Source organism: Rhizobium sp. R693 (assembly GCF_002211315.1).
Lineage (GTDB): Bacteria > Pseudomonadota > Alphaproteobacteria > Rhizobiales > Rhizobiaceae > Rhizobium.
Genome location: NZ_LOKY01000045.1, coordinates 41,033 through 57,234, shown reverse-complemented (window position 1 = coordinate 57,234; position 16,202 = coordinate 41,033). Strand labels below are relative to the sequence as shown.

The following is a 16,202-nucleotide window of genomic DNA, read 5'->3' as shown; positions in this document are numbered from 1 at the left end:
AGACATCCTCATGAGCAGCCAAATCATCCCCGTTGAACCTTTTGATTATGTCGTTTTCGGCGGCAGCGGCGACCTTGCTGAGCGCAAGTTGCTGCCGGCCCTTTACCATAGACAGATCGAGGGGCAATTCTCCGAGCCGACCCGTATCATCGGTGCCTCGCGCAGTGCGCTGACGAACGAGGAATATCGCAAGTTCGCGCAGGACGCCCTCAAGGAGCACCTGAAGAAGGGCGAATACGACGAGGCCGAAGTCGCGAAATTCCTGCAGCGCCTATTCTATGTGCCGGTCGATGCGCGCTCCGATGCCGGCTGGGACCAGCTGAAGAAGCTTCTCGATGAAGGCAAGGATCGCGTTCGCGCTTTCTACCTCGCCGTCGCGCCTGGTATTTTCGGCGACATCTCGCAGAAGATTCATGACCACAAGCTAATCACCAAGTCGACGCGCATTGTTGTCGAGAAGCCGATCGGCCGCGATCTCGCTTCCGCGCTGCAGCTGAACGACACGATCGGCAAGGTCTTCAAGGAAGAGCAGATCTTCCGCATCGACCACTATCTCGGCAAGGAGACAGTGCAGAACCTGATGGCGCTGCGCTTTGCCAACGCGCTCTATGAGCCGCTTTGGAACGCCAACCATATCGACCACGTGCAGATCACCGTTGCCGAGTCGGTGGGCCTCGAAGGCCGCGCCGGATACTATGACACCGCTGGCGCGCTGCGCGACATGGTGCAGAACCACATCCTGCAGCTCGTCTGCCTGGTCGCCATGGAAGTTCCGTCCTCGATGGACTCCGAAGCCGTTCGCGACGAGAAGCTGAAGGTGCTGCGCGCACTGAAGCCGATCAACGCATCGAACGTCGAAACCAACACCGTTCGCGGTCAGTATCGCGCAGGCGCGTCCGGCAGCGGCCCCGTCAAGGGCTACCTGGAAGAGCTCGAGGGCGGTGTTTCGAACACCGAAACCTTCGTGGCGATCAAGGCCGAGATCGGCAACTGGCGCTGGGCAGGCGTTCCCTTCTACATCCGCACCGGCAAGCGCCTTGCCGGCCGTATGTCGGAGATTGTCATTACCTTCAAGCCGATCCCGCACTCGGTCTTCGACCAGTCGGCCGGCCGCATCAACCAGAACCAGCTCATCATTCGCCTGCAGCCTGATGAAGGCGTCAAGCAGTCGCTGATGATCAAGGACCCAGGCCCGGGCGGCATGCGCCTGCGCAACGTCTCGCTCGACATGAGCTTCGCCGACGCCTTCCAGGTCCGCAATCCGGACGCCTATGAGCGCCTGCTGATGGACGTTATCCGTTCCAACCAGACGCTGTTCATGCGCCGCGACGAGGTCGAGGCTGCATGGCAGTGGGTCGACCCGATCCTGAAGGGTTGGGAATCCACCGGCCAGAAGGTTCAGGGATACACGGCCGGCACCTGGGGGCCCAGCCAGTCGATTGCGCTCATCGAGCGTGATGGCCGCACCTGGCACGACAACCTGTAGGATCAAGACGATGGCAGCGACGATGCATGCTTTTGCCAATGGCGCGGAACTGGCTCGCAACCTTGCGGACAAAGTCGCTGCGTCGCTTTCCGCCGCAATCGACACGCGGGGAGCGGCAACGCTTGCCGTTTCCGGCGGTTCGACGCCGAAGCTGTTTTTCCAGGAGCTTTCGGCTCGTGATCTCGACTGGTCCAAGGTGACCGTCACCCTGGTCGACGAACGCTTCGTGCCGGCGGACAATCCGCGCTCGAACCATCTGCTGGTGGCCGATAACCTCCTGCAGAACAAGGCGAAGGCCGCAAACTTGCTGCCGCTCTACCAGGCGGCAGGTTCGGTCGAGGACGCGGCGAAGCTTGCAACGAGGGAGACAGCCTCGATCGGCAATCCCTTCGATGTGGCAATCCTCGGAATGGGCGGCGACGGCCACACCGCCTCATTCTTCCCTGATGGCAGCAATCTGAAGGTCGCGCTCGACCCCATGACGCCGCGTGGTATCATTACGATGGAGGCGGACGGCGCGGGCGAGCCGCGGCTCACCTTCACCTTCTCCAGCCTCCAGGATGCAAAGCTGCTCGTGCTTCACATCGAAGGCGAGAGCAAGAAGGACGTCCTGACGAAGGCCGAGAGCGCCGGTGACGAGGCAGAGATGCCGATCCGCGCCATTCTGCGGCGGGCCGCGAGCCCCGTCGAAATTTACTGGGCTCCGTAGGCCTTCGGGCAGATAGTCGCGAACGAAAAACTGAAGAGCAACCAAGGCAGGATACCTCCCATGTCCGCTAATGCACGCATTTCTGCGATCACCGCCCGCATCGTCGAACGATCGAAGCCGACGCGCGGACTTTATCTGGAGCGCCTGCGCAACGCGGCATCCAAGGGTGTAAGTCGCTCAGTTCTCGGTTGCGCCAACCTCGCGCATGGCTTCGCGGTCTGTTCCCCCTCCGAGAAAGAGGCACTTGCGGGCGACCGGGTGCCCAATCTTGGCATCATCACTTCCTACAATGACATGCTCTCCGCGCATCAGCCGTTCGAGAACTATCCGGCGATCATTCGCGAGGCGGCCGCCGAAGCCGGCGGCATCGCGCAGGTCGCGGGCGCTGTTCCTGCCATGTGCGACGGTGTCACGCAGGGCCAGCCCGGCATGGAGCTTTCGCTGTTCTCGCGCGACCTGATCGCGATGGCTGCCGGCGTGGGGCTCTCGCACAACATGTTCGATGCCGCGCTCTTCCTCGGCGTCTGTGACAAGATCGTGCCCGGCCTCGTCATCGCCGCTCTCTCCTTCGGACATTTGCCGGCGATCTTCGTTCCGGCCGGTCCGATGACCTCGGGGCTGCCGAACGACGAAAAGTCACGTGTGCGCCAGCTCTATGCCGAAGGCAAGGTCGGGCGCGCCGAACTGCTGGAAGCGGAATCGAAGTCCTATCACGGTCCGGGCACCTGCACCTTCTACGGCACGGCGAATTCAAACCAGATGCTGATGGAGATCATGGGCTTCCACATGCCCGGTTCCTCCTTCATCAATCCCGGCACGCCATTGCGCGAAGCCTTCACACGTGAGGCTGCCAAGCGTGCGCTTGCGATCACCGCGCAGGGTAATGAATTCACGCCGGCCGGCGAGATGATCGACGAACGCTCCGTGGTAAATGGCGTCGTCGGCCTGCACGCCACAGGTGGCTCAACGAACCACACGCTGCACCTCGTCGCCATGGCGCGGGCTGCCGGTATCCAGCTGACCTGGCAGGATATTGCCGAGCTTTCGGAGATCGTGCCGCTGCTGGCGCGTGTCTATCCTAACGGGCTTGCCGATGTGAACCACTTCCACGCCGCCGGCGGCATGGGCTTCCTCATCAAGGAACTGCTGAAGCACGGCATGGTGCATGATGACGTACGCACGGTCTTCGGCCATGGCCTGCAGGCGTACACCATCGATCCTCGCCTTGGTGAAGACGGAACGATCATTCGGGAGCCCGCACCCGAGAAGAGCGTCGATCCGAAGGTGCTTGCCAATATCGAGACGCCCTTCCAGGCGAATGGCGGCTTGAAGATGCTGCGCGGTAATCTCGGCAAGGCCGTCATCAAGATCTCGGCGGTCAAACAGGACCGGCATGTTATCGAAGCGCCCGCCGTCGTCTTCCACAGCCAGCAGGAGCTGCAGGACGCCTTCAAGGAAGGCAAGCTCAACAAGGATTTCGTCGCCGTCGTCCGTTTCCAGGGACCGAAGGCGAACGGCATGCCGGAATTGCATAAGCTGACGCCACCTCTCGGCGTGCTGCAGGACCGCGGCTTCCGCGTTGCGCTACTGACCGATGGGCGCATGTCGGGCGCCTCGGGCAAGGTGCCGGCAGCAATCCACGTCACGCCTGAAGCTGTCGACGGCGGTCCGATCGCGCGGATCAAGGACGGGGACATCATCCGCCTCGACGCTATCGCCGGCACGCTGGAGGTTCTGGTCGATGCGGCGGACCTGGCCGAACGCGAGTCCGTAGTCATCGACCTCTCCGAGAACGAGTTTGGCCTGGGCCGCGACCTGTTTGCGCCCTTCCGCCGCGCCGTTGGCCCTTCGGATCGCGGTGCAAGCGTGCTGTTCCACTAAGCAGCAACAGTTAGACCGACAAACGACGAAGCTCGCGAGGACGCTCGCGGGCTTTGTCTTGTGTTACGTCAGGAAATCAGGCGCGGATGTCGAGCACACGATCGCGATGTGCGGGGTGCGTGCTGTAGACAAAGATCTTGTTCAATTCCTTGTCATTCAGCATGCGCAGAAAGCGGACTTCGATCGTGTTGTTGGCATTCACTCGCGTCAGCATGCAGCCGACCTTGGTGATACGTGCATCCGGGATATCAAGGTAGAACTGCTTCGGAAGGGCGTATTGCGTAAGAAGCGCAAGAACCGCGCTGCTCTTGGAAATGCGGATGATGTCGCATCGCCGGGACGCCATATGCATGACGCCTTTCTCGGTGTATTCGATGCGTGCGGCGTTCATCGTATCCTCCATCTTGAACCGCACTTCGCGGTCGTACATGAAGGATTCTTCTTTGTTCAGAAAGTGCCCGGAAGGCATTTGATTGGATGCTGCCACCGCCGTATTCCCTTCGACATTCAATGAGGAAATACTACCGGGCGATGCTTAACAGACCGTGAGAATAGTTTCGATCCGGAGCACTATATCCACTGAACAAGTCGGCGAATCTTCGGGGATAATTCTGTTTTCGATCAGATACATAACAAAGCCCGGGCAACACGTGGCGTTCCCCGGGCTTGATTTTTGTCGTCGCAACGAAGCGATTTTATTTGCGATAGGTGCGACCATCCGCGTCAAAGAGATGCAGCTTTGAGCGGTCGGCCGAGAAGTGCATCTTCTGGCCCTTCTTGATATCGTAAATGCCGGGCAGCTTGACGATGATCGGTTCGCCCTGAACGAGACCCTCGATATAGAGAAGTGTCACTTCGCCAAGCGCCTCGACGATCGAGACTTCACCCTCGAAAAGGTAGTCGTCGCCGGCACCAGCCACGCGCAGATCTTCGGGACGAACGCCGAAGCTTGCGGTCTTGCCCTTTTCGGCAGCGGCCGTGGGAATGTCGAGCGTCACGGACTTGCCGCCGGTCAACGTCACCGTCGTCGTGTTGCCAGCCTCTGTAATGGTTGACGGAATGACATTCATGGCCGGAGAGCCGATGAACTTGGCGACGAAGAGATTTGCCGGACGCTCGTAGAGTTCCAGCGGTGCGCCCACCTGCTCGATGTTGCCGGCGGAGAGGACGACGATGCGGTCAGCAAGCGTCATCGCTTCCACCTGATCGTGGGTGACGTAGATCATCGTCGTGCCCGCCATCTGCTCGCTCAGGCGGGCGATCTCGATGCGGGTTGCAACACGAAGCGCTGCGTCGAGGTTCGACAGCGGCTCGTCGAAGAGGAAGACCTTCGGATTGCGGCAGATGGCGCGGCCGATGGCGACGCGCTGACGCTGGCCACCGGAGAGCGCCTTCGGCAGGCGATCGAGATATCGCGTGAGCTGCAGGCTCTCGGCGGCGGCGCGAACGCGGCGGTCGATCTCCTGCTTGCTTTCGCCGGCGATCTTCATGCCAAACGCCATGTTGTCGTAGACAGTCATGTGCGGATAGAGCGCGTAGGACTGGAACACCATCGCGATGCCGCGCTTCGACGGCGGCACATCGTTGACCAGCTGGCCATCGATATACATGTCGCCACCGGTGATGTTCTCCAGGCCGGCAATCATGCGCAGCAGGGTGGATTTTCCGCAGCCCGAAGGACCGACGAACACAACGAACTCGCCCTCCTTGATCTCCAGATCGATCCCGTGGAGAACGTCCACGGAGCCGTAGGATTTGCGAATATCCTTAAGCGACAGTCCTGTCATTAATTCCTCCTCCTCACATCGTCAGGCGAGACGAGCGAAGTACGCTCCCCATGCCGGAATATCGATCTTCTCACCATAGTTATTGCTGACGAAACCGTGGCCCGTCAACGCCTGCCAGTCACCTGCAGGCAAAACGACGGCACTTTCGGTCGCGCTCATGTTGAAGACGCAGAGCAGCTTTTCGTCGCCGTACTCGCGCACGAAGATCAGCACGTCCTCCTGCGGTTCCATGAACTCGATCTCACCCTTGGCGAAGGCCGGGTGCAGTTTGCGGAAGGCAAGGAAGCGGCGATAGTGCTCAAGAACTGAGTTCTCGTCGCCCTGCTGGACGCTAGCGGCGCGCAGAATGTGTTCGACTGGAACCGGCAGCCACGGCTTGACGGTCGAGAAACCGCCCTGGGCGACCTGACTGTCCCAGACCATCGGCGTACGGCAGCCGTCTCGGCCCTTGAATTCCGGCCAGAACTGAATGCCGTAGGGATCCTGCAGGTCCTGATAGGCAAGATCGGCTTCGGTCAAGCCAAGTTCCTCGCCCTGGTACAGGCAAACGGAACCGCGCAGCGTCATCAGGAGCGAGGCATATTGCTTGGCAAAGGCGTCGTGATCGGCAACCAGCGAGCCCCAGCGGCTGACATGGCGCATGACATCGTGGTTGGAGAATGCCCAGCAGGCCCAGCCATCCGGCGCAGCCGCCGCAAAGTCTTCCATCACCTCCTCGACACGCTCGGGAGAAAGCGGATCAGGTGCCAGAAACTCGAAGGCATAGCACATGTGCATCTTGTCGTTGCCGGAGGTGTATTCCCCGACGATCTCAAGACCGCGTTGGCTGTCGCCGACTTCGCCGACGGCGGCGATTGCCGGAAACTCCTCGAGCACGGCGCGGAACCGCTTCAGGAACTCCAGGTTCTCCGGCCGGTTCTTGTCGTAGACATGCTCCTGGAAGTTATAGGGATTGACCGCCGGAGCCGTCGAGGCGTTGCGGCGCTCCGGGGCAAGCGCCGGATTGTCGCGCAGCTCCTTGTCGTGGAAGTAGAAATTGATCGTATCGAGACGGAAGCCATCGACGCCGCGCTTCAGCCAGAAGCGCACGACATCCAGCAGCCGGTCCTGAACCTCGGGATTGTGCAGGTTCATGTCCGGCTGCGAGGTCAGGAAGTTGTGCATGTAGTACTGCATGCGTGTCGGATCCCACGCCCACGCGGAACCACCGAAGATCGACAGCCAGTTGTTCGGCGGCGTGCCGTCTGGCTTGGAATCGGCCCAGACATACCAGTCCGCCTTGGCGTTGGTCTTGCTGGAGCGACTCTCCACGAACCAGGGATGCTGGTCGGAGCTATGCGAGATGACGAGATCGATCATCACGCGGATGCCGAGGCGATGCGCCTCGGATATCATCGTGTCGAAGTCCACCAGCGTGCCGAAAATGGCATCGACGTTTTCGTAGTCGGAAACATCGTAGCCGAAATCGCGCATCGGCGACGTGAAGAAGGGCGAAATCCAGATCGCGTCCGCGCCGAGCGATGCCACATGCGGCAGGCGGGCGGTGATGCCCTTCAAGTCGCCGATGCCGTCACCGTTCGAATCCTGGAAGGAGCGCGGGTAGATCTGATAGATCACCGCGCCGCGCCACCAGTCCTTGTCGGCCGTCAAAATGGATTGGGATGCCATGCTCGTGTTTCCTGTTGGATGCTCTTGGGGTTGCTAACCGCCCTTGACCGAGCCCGCGAGCAGACCACGCACCAGATAACGCTGCAAGCCGAAGAACACGAGCAGCGGTACGACAATGGTGACGAAGGCCGAGGCCGTCAGGATTTCCCAGTTGCCACCGCGCGACCCGAGCAGCGCATTCAGCGCGCCGGTCAGCACGAGATGATCCCTGTCGGTACCGAGGAAGACCATGGCGACAAGCAGGTCGTTCCACACCCACAGGAACTGGAAGATCGCGAAGGACGCGAGCGCAGGGAAGGACAAGGGCAGTACGATACGGGTAAAGATCTCGAAATCACTGGCACCATCGACGCGGGCGGATTCGATGATCTCCTTCGGGAGACCGGCGATATAGGCACGCAGCAGATAGATGGCGAGCGGCATGCCGAAGGCGGTGTGCGCAAACCAGATACCGGGATAAGTCTTCGACGGAGCGTCGAGCAGTGAGCCAATGCCGTTATAAAGCCTCAGAAGCGGGATGAGCGACATCTGCAGCGGCACGACGATGAGCCCGACGACGAGTGCGATGAGCAACGCACGCCCAGGGAATTCCATCCAGCTCAGCGCATAGGCTGCAAAAGCCGCAATGAGGATCGGGATGATCGTCGCGGGGATGGTGACGGTCAGCGAATTGATGAAGGACTGGCCGATTCCCTCACCTGTCAGAACCGTCTTGTAGTTCTGCAGGGTGAACTCCGGCGGCGTGGCAACCGAAACATAGACACGCCGGCCACCATCGTCAGGCCCGAAGGCGGCGTTCTTCATGTAGCGGTAGTTGCCGTCGTCGCTGATGGTCAGCGACACGCCATCGCCAAGATCGGCCGTCTCGCCGGCCTTGTACGCGGACGGCTGCTGCACGCGCGTTCCGAAGGCACGGATAGAGCGGCCTTGCTGGCCTTCCAGTACGTTGCCTGAGATGACGTAGACGGCGCCTTCCTGCTTTTGCTGGTCAGGCTGCCCAAGGCGCACGGCAACGGTTCGCGACGAGCCCGCAAAGGCCGTCCACCAACCGGAAACGACGAGCTGATCCTTGTCTCGCAGGGCGCTGATGAAGATGCCGAGCGTCGGGATTAGCCAGACGATGACGATCACAAGGACTACGAAGTGAACAAAGAGGCGGGCGGGGCCGATCTTGAAGAAATCTCTGGTGAGTGTCATCTCAGTGGCCTCCCAGCTCGCGATTGGCGCGGCGAACGTTCCAAACCATGATCGGCGTCACGGCCAACATGATGATCAGCGCTATAACAGCACTTCGGCCGGAATCGCCACCGCCCCGGAAGAGCCAGTTGAACATGAGATTGGCAAGCACCATCGTATTCCATTGACCATTGGTCATGGTCAGCACGATGTCGAAGACCTTGAGAACGAGAATGGTGATCGTTGTCCAGACGACGGCGATCGTGCCCCAGACCTGCGGCACCATGATGCGCCAGAAGATCTGCCAGCCATTCGCGCCATCGATGACGGCAGCCTCTATGGTTTCCTCGGGGATGCCGCGCAGTGCGGCAGACAGGATCACCATGGCGAAGCCGGTCTGAATCCAGATCAGGATGATCATCAGGAAGAAGTTGTTCCAGAAGGGCACTGAGATCCACACCTGCGGCGTGCCGCCGAACAACTGAACAATCGAATTCAGCAGACCGATCTGAACATCGTTGCCGCCACGGTATTCGTAAATGAACTTCCAGATGACGGATGCGCCGACGAAGGAAATCGCCATCGGCATGAAGACGATGCTTTTCGCGATATTGCCCCACCAGATGCGGTCGGTCATGACAGCGATGACGAGACCGAAGAAGGTGCAGGCCGCAGGCACGACGGCGAGCCACAGGATGTTGTTGAAGATCGACTGACGGAATTCGCGATCGGTGAGGGCCCACTGATAGTTCGCAAAGCCTACGAACTGTTCGCCGGAACGATCGTAGAACGAAAGGATCAGCGTCGCGACTACGGGATAAACGAGGTAGACGACAAGAAGGAAAAGGGCTGGCCCGATGAACAGCCACGGCCGGATCATCGCCCGGCGATTCAGGTTGCGCGCTGCGGAATGGATATCGCCATCCTTCACCGGCAGCGACCAATCGAGGATCTTGTTCGAAAAATAGAAGTAGCCCGAGCAGGCGAAAACCGCCACGACCACGACCCCCAAAGCGGAAACTATCTGCGACAGCATTCGTCCCTCCTCCCCTGCTACCCGGTCTATCCCGACGGGTTCGCGTGCACTGATCATCGTCACTTCGCCCATCGCTCTTGACGCGACAGGCGACAGTGGCCGGACACTCCCGGTATCCGGCCACGCATTTGAACCATGCCGTCGTTGCCGACGGCATGAATGTCAGGCGATGTTACTTGATGGCATCCCAGGCGCCCTGGATTTCGTTGGCGGTCTCCTCTGCAGACTTACCACCAACGAAATCGACCATGCCTGTCCAGAATGCACCCGCGCCGATCTTGCCCGGCATCAGGTCGGAACCGTCGAAGCGGAAAGTGGTCGCGGTCGTCAGGATCTCGCCTTCCCTCTTCATCTGGTCATTGGCATATGCCGCCGTGTTGACGCCCTTGTACGGCGTCAGGAAGCTCGACTGTGCCATCCAGACTTCGTGGGCGATCGGGGTCTTCAGGAACTCGACAAAGGCACGGGCTGCCTTGGAGTCCTTGGTGACGGTCACGAGCGTACCAGCGCCGAGAACCGGCTTGCCGAGGTCGGCGTGCGCTGCGTAGGTCGGCATGTAGAAGAAGTCGGCATCCTGACCGAGCTTCGTGCCTTCAGGGAAGAAAGACGGAATGAACGAAGCCTGATGGTGCAGGTAGCACTTCGGCGGCACGCCGAAGAGACCCTTCGGGCTGTCGCGGAAGTCGGTCGCAGCAACTGCTGCAACGCCACCGCTTACATACTTCTCGTTCTTGGAAAACGAACCGAATTCGTCGATCGCGGCGACGACGGCCGGATCCGTGAACTTGACTTCATTGGTGGTCCACTTGTCGTAAACATCAGGCTTCTGCTGGCGCAGCATGATGTCTTCGATCCAGTCCGTTGCCGGCCAGCCGGTTGCACCACCGGAACCGAGGCCGATGCACCACGGCACGCCGCCGTCCTTGACGATCTGGTCCGTCAGGGCGTGCAGCTCTTCCATGGTCGTCGGGACCTTGTAGCCTGCTTCCTTGAAATTCTCAGGCACATACCAAACAAGCGACTTCACGTCAGCCTTGTACGGGAAGGCGTAGAAGGCTTCCTTGCCGTCCTTGCCCTTGTAGGTGCCATAGCCGACCCAGCTGTCGCCGGCGCCGTAGTTTTCCTTGACCCATTTGGAGTTCTCCTCTCCAAGCGGCGTCAGGAAGCCCTTGCTGGCGAGATCGGCAAGAAGACCCGGCTGCGGCAGAATAGCAATATTCGGCGGAGAACCGGCCTGCGTGTCGATGACGATCTGCTGTTCATAGTTTTCCGAAGAGGAATACTTGGCGTCTACGCCGGTCGCTTCGGTGAAATAGGCGAGAATGCTGCGGAAGAAGGCTTCATCTTCGCCGCGCCACGGTCCGAAGATGGTCATCTGCTCGCCCTTCAGATCGGCGTGAGCAGCCTTGAAATCGTCGTAGCTCTTCCAGTTGAATTTCGAATCCTGCCCTGGGGCAAACTTCAGATCGGCAGCCGATGCGGCACCAGCAGCAAGAAGCGCTGCCGCGGCAGCGCCCATCAAAAACGTCTTTCTCATGTGATCAACCTCCCATCACAATCCCAACCGCACTTTTGAAACCGTTTAGATGTCGTTCCAAAGCGCTTTGACAGATGCACTCATTTCACTTTCGGCAGAAAAGAGTCAAGCAATTTTGCAAAAAGTGCACCAAATGTGCCCCTTATGCACGGGAGCACCCCCGCCATACCTTGGGAATATGGAGCGATTTTTCTTGAGTCAAGCCGAACAACTGTTACATAATTGAAAGCGCTTTGGATGCCATTGGGAGCTGGCGACCAAGGCAAGCGGAGGAAGCATAACACGTGAATTTGAAACAGCTATCGGAATTGCTTGGTCTGTCGCAGACAACGGTAAGCCGTGCATTGAACGGTTATCCCGAAGTCAATGAGGCGACACGCGAGCGCGTGCTCCAAGCCGTGAAGGAGACCGGCTATCGCCCCAACAAGGCGGCACAGCGGCTTGCGACCGGCAAGGCCGGCTCCATTGGCCTCGTTATGCCGACGGCTCCCGATCATTATTCCGACGTGCATTTCGGCGAGTTCCTGACGGGGCTCGGCGAGGAAGCCGTGCGCCACGATTTTCATTTCGTAATCATGCCTGCCGATCCGAACGACGAGGTCGGGGCACTGCGCCGGCTTGCGATCAGCGGCAATGTCGATGCGCTGTTCGTGGCCTATATGCGCGGTCACGATCCGCGGCTGCCAATGTTGAAGTCGCTCTCCATGCCATTCCTTGTGCATGGTCGCTCCATTGGTTCCGAGCCCGACTATCCCTACCTCGATATCGACAACGAAGCCGCTTTCTATGATGCCGCGAGGTTGCTGCTTCAGCTCGGCCATACGCGCTTTGCCCTGCTCAACGGGCCGGGGCATCTCGACTTTGCAATCCGCCGCAAGAACGGACTTGTCGCCGCGCTCTCCGAGCGAGGGCTGTCGCTTCCGGAAGACTGCGTGAGCCATACGTCGATGACGGACGAACTTGGTCAGACTGCCATGGAACGCTTTCTGCAGATGCCGGAGCGCCCGACGGCGATCCTCTGCTCCAGTACGGTGCTGGCGCTCGGGGCCATCCGTGCCGTCAATCAAGCCGGGCTGAAGCTCGGCGAGGACATTTCACTGATCGCGCATGACGACGTCCTGCCTCATCTGAAGCCCGAAAACTTTTCGGTGCCGCTGACGACGACGCGATCCTCGCTGCGGGCCGCGGGCGTGCGTATCGCCCAACGGCTTATCGGGACGGTCAAGCAGGAGGGGCCCTTTCCGGAGCAGGAACTCTGGAAAACCGAACTGATCGTCAGAGCCTCGACAGGCCCGGCGCCGCGGGATCAGAATTTGGGCGGCGTCTGACCGGCCACTCGATGGGCGGCGATGACGGTATTGGCCATCAGCATCGCGATTGTCATCGGCCCTACCCCACCGGGAACCGGCGTAATAACGGACGCGACCTTCGCAGCCCCATCGAAGGCAACGTCGCCGACGAGGCGCGTCTTGCCTTCGCCCTTTTCGGGAGCCGGAACGCGGTTGATGCCGACATCGATGACAGTGGCGCCAGGCTTCACCCAATCGCTCTTGACCATCTCCGGACGCCCGACGGCAGCAACCAGAATATCCGCATTGCGGCAGACAGCCGGCAGATCCTTAGTGCGCGAGTGAGCGATGGTCACTGTCGCATTAGCATTGAGCAGCAACTGCGCCATCGGCTTTCCGAACAGGTTCGAGCGGCCGATCACCACAGCATTCAGGCCGGAGAGATCTTCACCATGCGTGCGGCGCACGAAGACCATCGCGCCAGCCGGGGTGCAGGACACAAGGCCGGTTTCGAGATCGCCGGTCGCAAGCTTGCCGGCATTGACGACGTGCAGACCGTCGACATCCTTCTCGGGCAGGATCGATTGAATGATCGGTTCGGATTTCAGATGCTTCGGCAACGGCAATTGCACTAGGATGCCGTGGATTGAGGGGTCGTGGTTCAAGGAAGCGACGAGCGCTGCCAACTCCTCCTGCGTCGTCTCGACCGGCAACGTGTGCTGGACGGATTTGAACCCGCATTCCTTCGCCATCTTGCTTTTGGAATTGACGTAGGCGTGGCTGGCCGGATCGTCGCCGACGATGACGACCGCAAGGCCGGTCTTGACGCCGCTCTGCTTGTCCAGCGCGGATGTCGCGGCCTTCACGGTTTCGATTACGGAAGCTGCAACCAGTTTGCCATCAATCACTGTCGTCAAGACTGTCTCCTGCCCTTGCTTTAGCCCATTGTAGCCGGTGGCGCCCAGCGCGATTTGCCTGTCCACGCCCTATCCTGCCTAAAATGGCAAATGCAAGAACAATCGTGTCGCAGCAAAGTCAGGAGGCTACCGACCGGTGCGCAACCTGTCGCGCATGGCGGCGAGCTCGGCACGGATGATATCCACTTCCTGCGGCACCTCGACTGGTGCCGCCGCTGATGGCGTGGCTACCGTCAGCGCCGGAGCGGGAGTGCGCAGCGACGGCTCCTTCTTTACAGGCGCCGCAAGCGCGGAGCGCACCTTGAAGGAGATGGCCGCCAAGCCAAATGCCAGGCCAGCAAGCACGCCGAGCAGTGGCGATAGCCAGCGCGGATCAGTCGGCATGGCGATTGTCTGTATTGGCTTTTGCAGTTGCACACTGCCACCCGGCGCGACGCCTCCTGTGGTGATCGCATCTTCCAGGCGCGAGCGCGTCGCGCTTGCCTTGTCGCGCAGCTCGGTAAGCTTCGCCAGATCGACACCCGTATCCTTGCTTTGGGCAACAAGCGCATTGCGGCGATCACTCAGCTGCCGTTTGTCTGAAGTAGCTGACTTCGTCTCGTCATTCGCTTCGCGCAGCATCCGGCCGAGGTCCTCGCCAATCGCATCATTCAAGCCGTCAACCTCAGCCTGCTGCGCCTGCAGCCGCGGATGGCGAGGGCCGAGATTGGCAGACAGCTGCGACAGAGACAGGTGTGCAGCGACATATCTGTCACGGCGGTCGACGAGTGTCGGAGACATGAGGTCAGCATCAAGCGTGCCGGCAAGAACATCCGCGACCTTGGCCACCTTCAGCCTGCTCGCCTTCTCTTGCGCGGTAATGATGTGCTGCTCGGCCGTCTTCAGCTCTGCGTCAATGCTGCCAATCTGTTGTTGCAGCTCAGTCGCGACTTTGACGTTGCCTTCACCGCTCTTCTGCGTGAAGGAGGCGAGCTCGAGCTGGGCCGCATCGTCCGCCTTTTTCAGTGACGCGTCTTCGGTGGCCCCGGTTGCGGCTTCCGGACCCGTTACGACCGATGCGAGGTAACCCGCGATGCGTGCGGATTTCTCCGCGCTGCCGGTGGTGACCTTGAAATCGATCGTGCCTGCGTGGGAATCGGTCGTGGTATGGATCTTGGAGATGAGCGATGCTTCGGCACGCGAGACAGGGTCGACCGCTGCGCCATCGGTCGATAGCAGGTCGACGGCCACCGAGAATGCGTCGGAGGAGACGCCGGAAAACTCCGGATCTCGATCCAGTTTCAACGCCGCAACGGTCGCAGCGATCGTGTGAGACGCCGAAAGCGTCTTTTCGGCCGCTTTTGTGGCCATGGCGCGGACTTGACCAGCGCCTTGGACGGTGAGCATCCCTTCCGCGCTATATCGCGCCGGCTCGGTGGGGATCAGGCAACCGGTAGCTGCGCCCAGCGCGCAGATGAGACCAATCGTAGCGAGAGGTCTCAAACGCCTTATTTTCGGCGCTCTTTCGGAGATAGCGGATGGCGCCTCATTCAGATTTGCGGCTGCTTCCCTTGAACGGCCGGTGGGGACCTGCGCAACCGGGAGCGTCTCGACAATGGCGGCCTCGATATCGTTTGCAGCCTCAAGCCTCTTGCCCAGGATTGTTTCGATGCGACTGACCAGCGCTGGCACTTCAGGTCCAGTGGCGCAGCTGGCACGCTGTTGCTCAAGCGCGCGCTCGATCACGCCGAGCAGCTTGGCTTCCGCCGCCGGCATCACGGCGGCTTCGGATGGTATCGCGATACGGTCGCGCCGTGTTGTCGGGGACCGGAGAATGGCCTGGCTTCTCGGATTGCTGTCGTACATCGCCACATCTCATGCGTATGAACGGTCGAGCCGCCCGCGACTTGCGGAGGGTTAAGCAACCTTAAATGTTCATAGCAAAGAAATGGTTAACTGACGTAACTACGCTGACCGACGCAGTAGCCGCTTGCGGCGCGTTATGCCGTATTGGAGCACCTGATACAAGAAGGCAGCGGAGCCGACGGCGTACTGCAGCATCCCGCGGTAGCCGCGGTCGAGCCCGATCATCCGCAGAAGCTTCGGCGTGTGGCGGATCGTATCTGTCACGACTTCGAACAGGTCGCCAACAGCAAGTACCAGCCGAGCATGATCCGCCCGGATGTTCTGATGGACCCATTTCTCCTCGGATGCGGTGGTCGTTCCGACAATCAACAAATCGAGCCCTTGCTGATCGATGTCTTTGATGATCGCCGATTTGTCTGCCGCCTCGGAAAAGCTGTCGGAAATGATGATGAATTCATGCCACGGAGCATGCCGCCGGAACGTCGCGGCTGTCGTCCTGACCGCCTCGGGCGTATTGCCGATCAGGCCGATGCGCCGCGGCATCTCCATGTATGTCAACAGCGCCGGTAGGAGATCGGCGGCCTTCAAACGGGCGGGGAACGGCGATCCGTGCGCCACTTTCGACGCGATATCGAGGCCCGGGCCATCAGGGAGCAACAGATTCTGCGTGAGAATGCCACGGTATTCTGCGTCGCGCAGCGACATCAGCATATTGCGCGCGGTGACGAACGAGACGGACGTCTGCCCGACCGGTATCGACAGGAGTTCATTGATGAACACCAGCGCGTCATCCCAGCCAAGATCGCAAACCGGTAGGTCGAAGATCGCGCGGCGCGACGACAGGACCGCGAAATTCGCGATCAGGCTCATG

General features: G+C 60.3%; 13 protein-coding genes. 4 read left to right on the top strand and 9 right to left on the bottom strand.

Translation table 11 applies throughout. The features are described 5' to 3' along the window. Window positions 1–10: 10 nt before the first annotated feature. The 3 genes from zwf to edd are packed head-to-tail and all read left to right on the top strand — an operon-like array spanning window position 11 to window position 4,076. The gene (zwf, locus tag ATY79_RS23240) at window positions 11–1,486 is read left to right on the top strand and encodes a glucose-6-phosphate dehydrogenase (RefSeq protein ID WP_088705009.1); all 1,476 of its coding nucleotides are present in this window, start codon (window positions 11–13) and stop codon (window positions 1,484–1,486) included. A 10-nt stretch (window positions 1,487–1,496) separates the two neighbouring features. Continuing rightward, on the top strand, window positions 1,497–2,195 hold the full coding sequence (gene pgl, locus ATY79_RS23235) for a 6-phosphogluconolactonase (RefSeq protein ID WP_088705008.1): 699 nt from the start codon (window positions 1,497–1,499) through the stop codon (window positions 2,193–2,195). A gap of 60 nt (window positions 2,196–2,255) precedes the next feature. Next, window positions 2,256–4,076 carry a phosphogluconate dehydratase gene (gene edd, locus ATY79_RS23230; protein WP_088705007.1) on the top strand — a complete coding sequence of 607 codons (1,821 nt, stop codon included), beginning with the start codon at window positions 2,256–2,258 and terminating at the stop codon, window positions 4,074–4,076. Window positions 4,077–4,152: 76 nt separating this feature from the next. Here the strand turns inward: edd and ATY79_RS23225 are convergent, their stop codons facing one another. The 6 genes from ATY79_RS23225 to ATY79_RS23200 form a co-directional block, all read right to left on the bottom strand. After that, window positions 4,153–4,506 (bottom strand): hypothetical protein, encoded by a 354-nt coding sequence (locus ATY79_RS23225; protein WP_037077031.1) that lies wholly within the window; start codon window positions 4,504–4,506, stop codon window positions 4,153–4,155. Between the two features lie 265 nt (window positions 4,507–4,771). Further along, window positions 4,772–5,863 carry a sn-glycerol-3-phosphate ABC transporter ATP-binding protein UgpC gene (gene ugpC, locus ATY79_RS23220; RefSeq protein WP_088705006.1) on the bottom strand — a complete coding sequence of 364 codons (1,092 nt, stop codon included), beginning with the start codon at window positions 5,861–5,863 and terminating at the stop codon, window positions 4,772–4,774. 21 nt (window positions 5,864–5,884) lie between these two features. Then, a complete protein-coding gene (locus ATY79_RS23215) occupies window positions 5,885–7,531 on the bottom strand; it encodes an alpha-glucosidase family protein (RefSeq protein ID WP_088691414.1) in 1,647 nt (548 codons plus the stop codon). A gap of 33 nt (window positions 7,532–7,564) precedes the next feature. Further along, complete coding sequence (locus ATY79_RS23210; RefSeq protein ID WP_088691413.1) at window positions 7,565–8,728, bottom strand: carbohydrate ABC transporter permease; 1,164 nt, start codon at window positions 8,726–8,728, stop codon at window positions 7,565–7,567. A gap of 1 nt (window position 8,729) precedes the next feature. Beyond that, window positions 8,730–9,743 (bottom strand): sugar ABC transporter permease, encoded by a 1,014-nt coding sequence (locus tag ATY79_RS23205; protein WP_088691412.1) that lies wholly within the window; start codon window positions 9,741–9,743, stop codon window positions 8,730–8,732. A 172-nt stretch (window positions 9,744–9,915) separates the two neighbouring features. After that, window positions 9,916–11,280 carry an ABC transporter substrate-binding protein gene (locus tag ATY79_RS23200; protein WP_088705005.1) on the bottom strand — a complete coding sequence of 455 codons (1,365 nt, stop codon included), beginning with the start codon at window positions 11,278–11,280 and terminating at the stop codon, window positions 9,916–9,918. A 284-nt stretch (window positions 11,281–11,564) separates the two neighbouring features. Between ATY79_RS23200 and ATY79_RS23195 the strand changes: the two genes are divergently transcribed. Continuing rightward, window positions 11,565–12,608, top strand: a complete 1,044-nt coding sequence (locus ATY79_RS23195) for a substrate-binding domain-containing protein (protein ID WP_088691410.1) — start codon at window positions 11,565–11,567, stop codon at window positions 12,606–12,608. Here ATY79_RS23195 and folD read toward each other — a convergent pair. The 3 genes from folD to ATY79_RS23180 all read right to left on the bottom strand — a co-directional run bounded on the left by folD (window position 12,587) and on the right by ATY79_RS23180 (window position 16,201). Next, complete coding sequence (gene folD / locus ATY79_RS23190) at window positions 12,587–13,486, bottom strand: bifunctional methylenetetrahydrofolate dehydrogenase/methenyltetrahydrofolate cyclohydrolase FolD (RefSeq protein WP_088691409.1); 900 nt, start codon at window positions 13,484–13,486, stop codon at window positions 12,587–12,589. The genes ATY79_RS23195 and folD overlap by 22 nt on opposite strands. Before the next feature lie 126 nt (window positions 13,487–13,612). Continuing rightward, window positions 13,613–15,331, bottom strand: coding sequence for a succinoglycan biosynthesis protein (locus ATY79_RS23185; RefSeq protein ID WP_088705004.1), 1,719 nt, complete (start codon window positions 15,329–15,331; stop codon window positions 13,613–13,615). A 99-nt stretch (window positions 15,332–15,430) separates the two neighbouring features. Then, on the bottom strand, window positions 15,431–16,201 hold the full coding sequence (locus tag ATY79_RS23180) for a WecB/TagA/CpsF family glycosyltransferase (RefSeq protein ID WP_088705003.1): 771 nt from the start codon (window positions 16,199–16,201) through the stop codon (window positions 15,431–15,433). Window position 16,202: the final 1 nt, after the last annotated feature.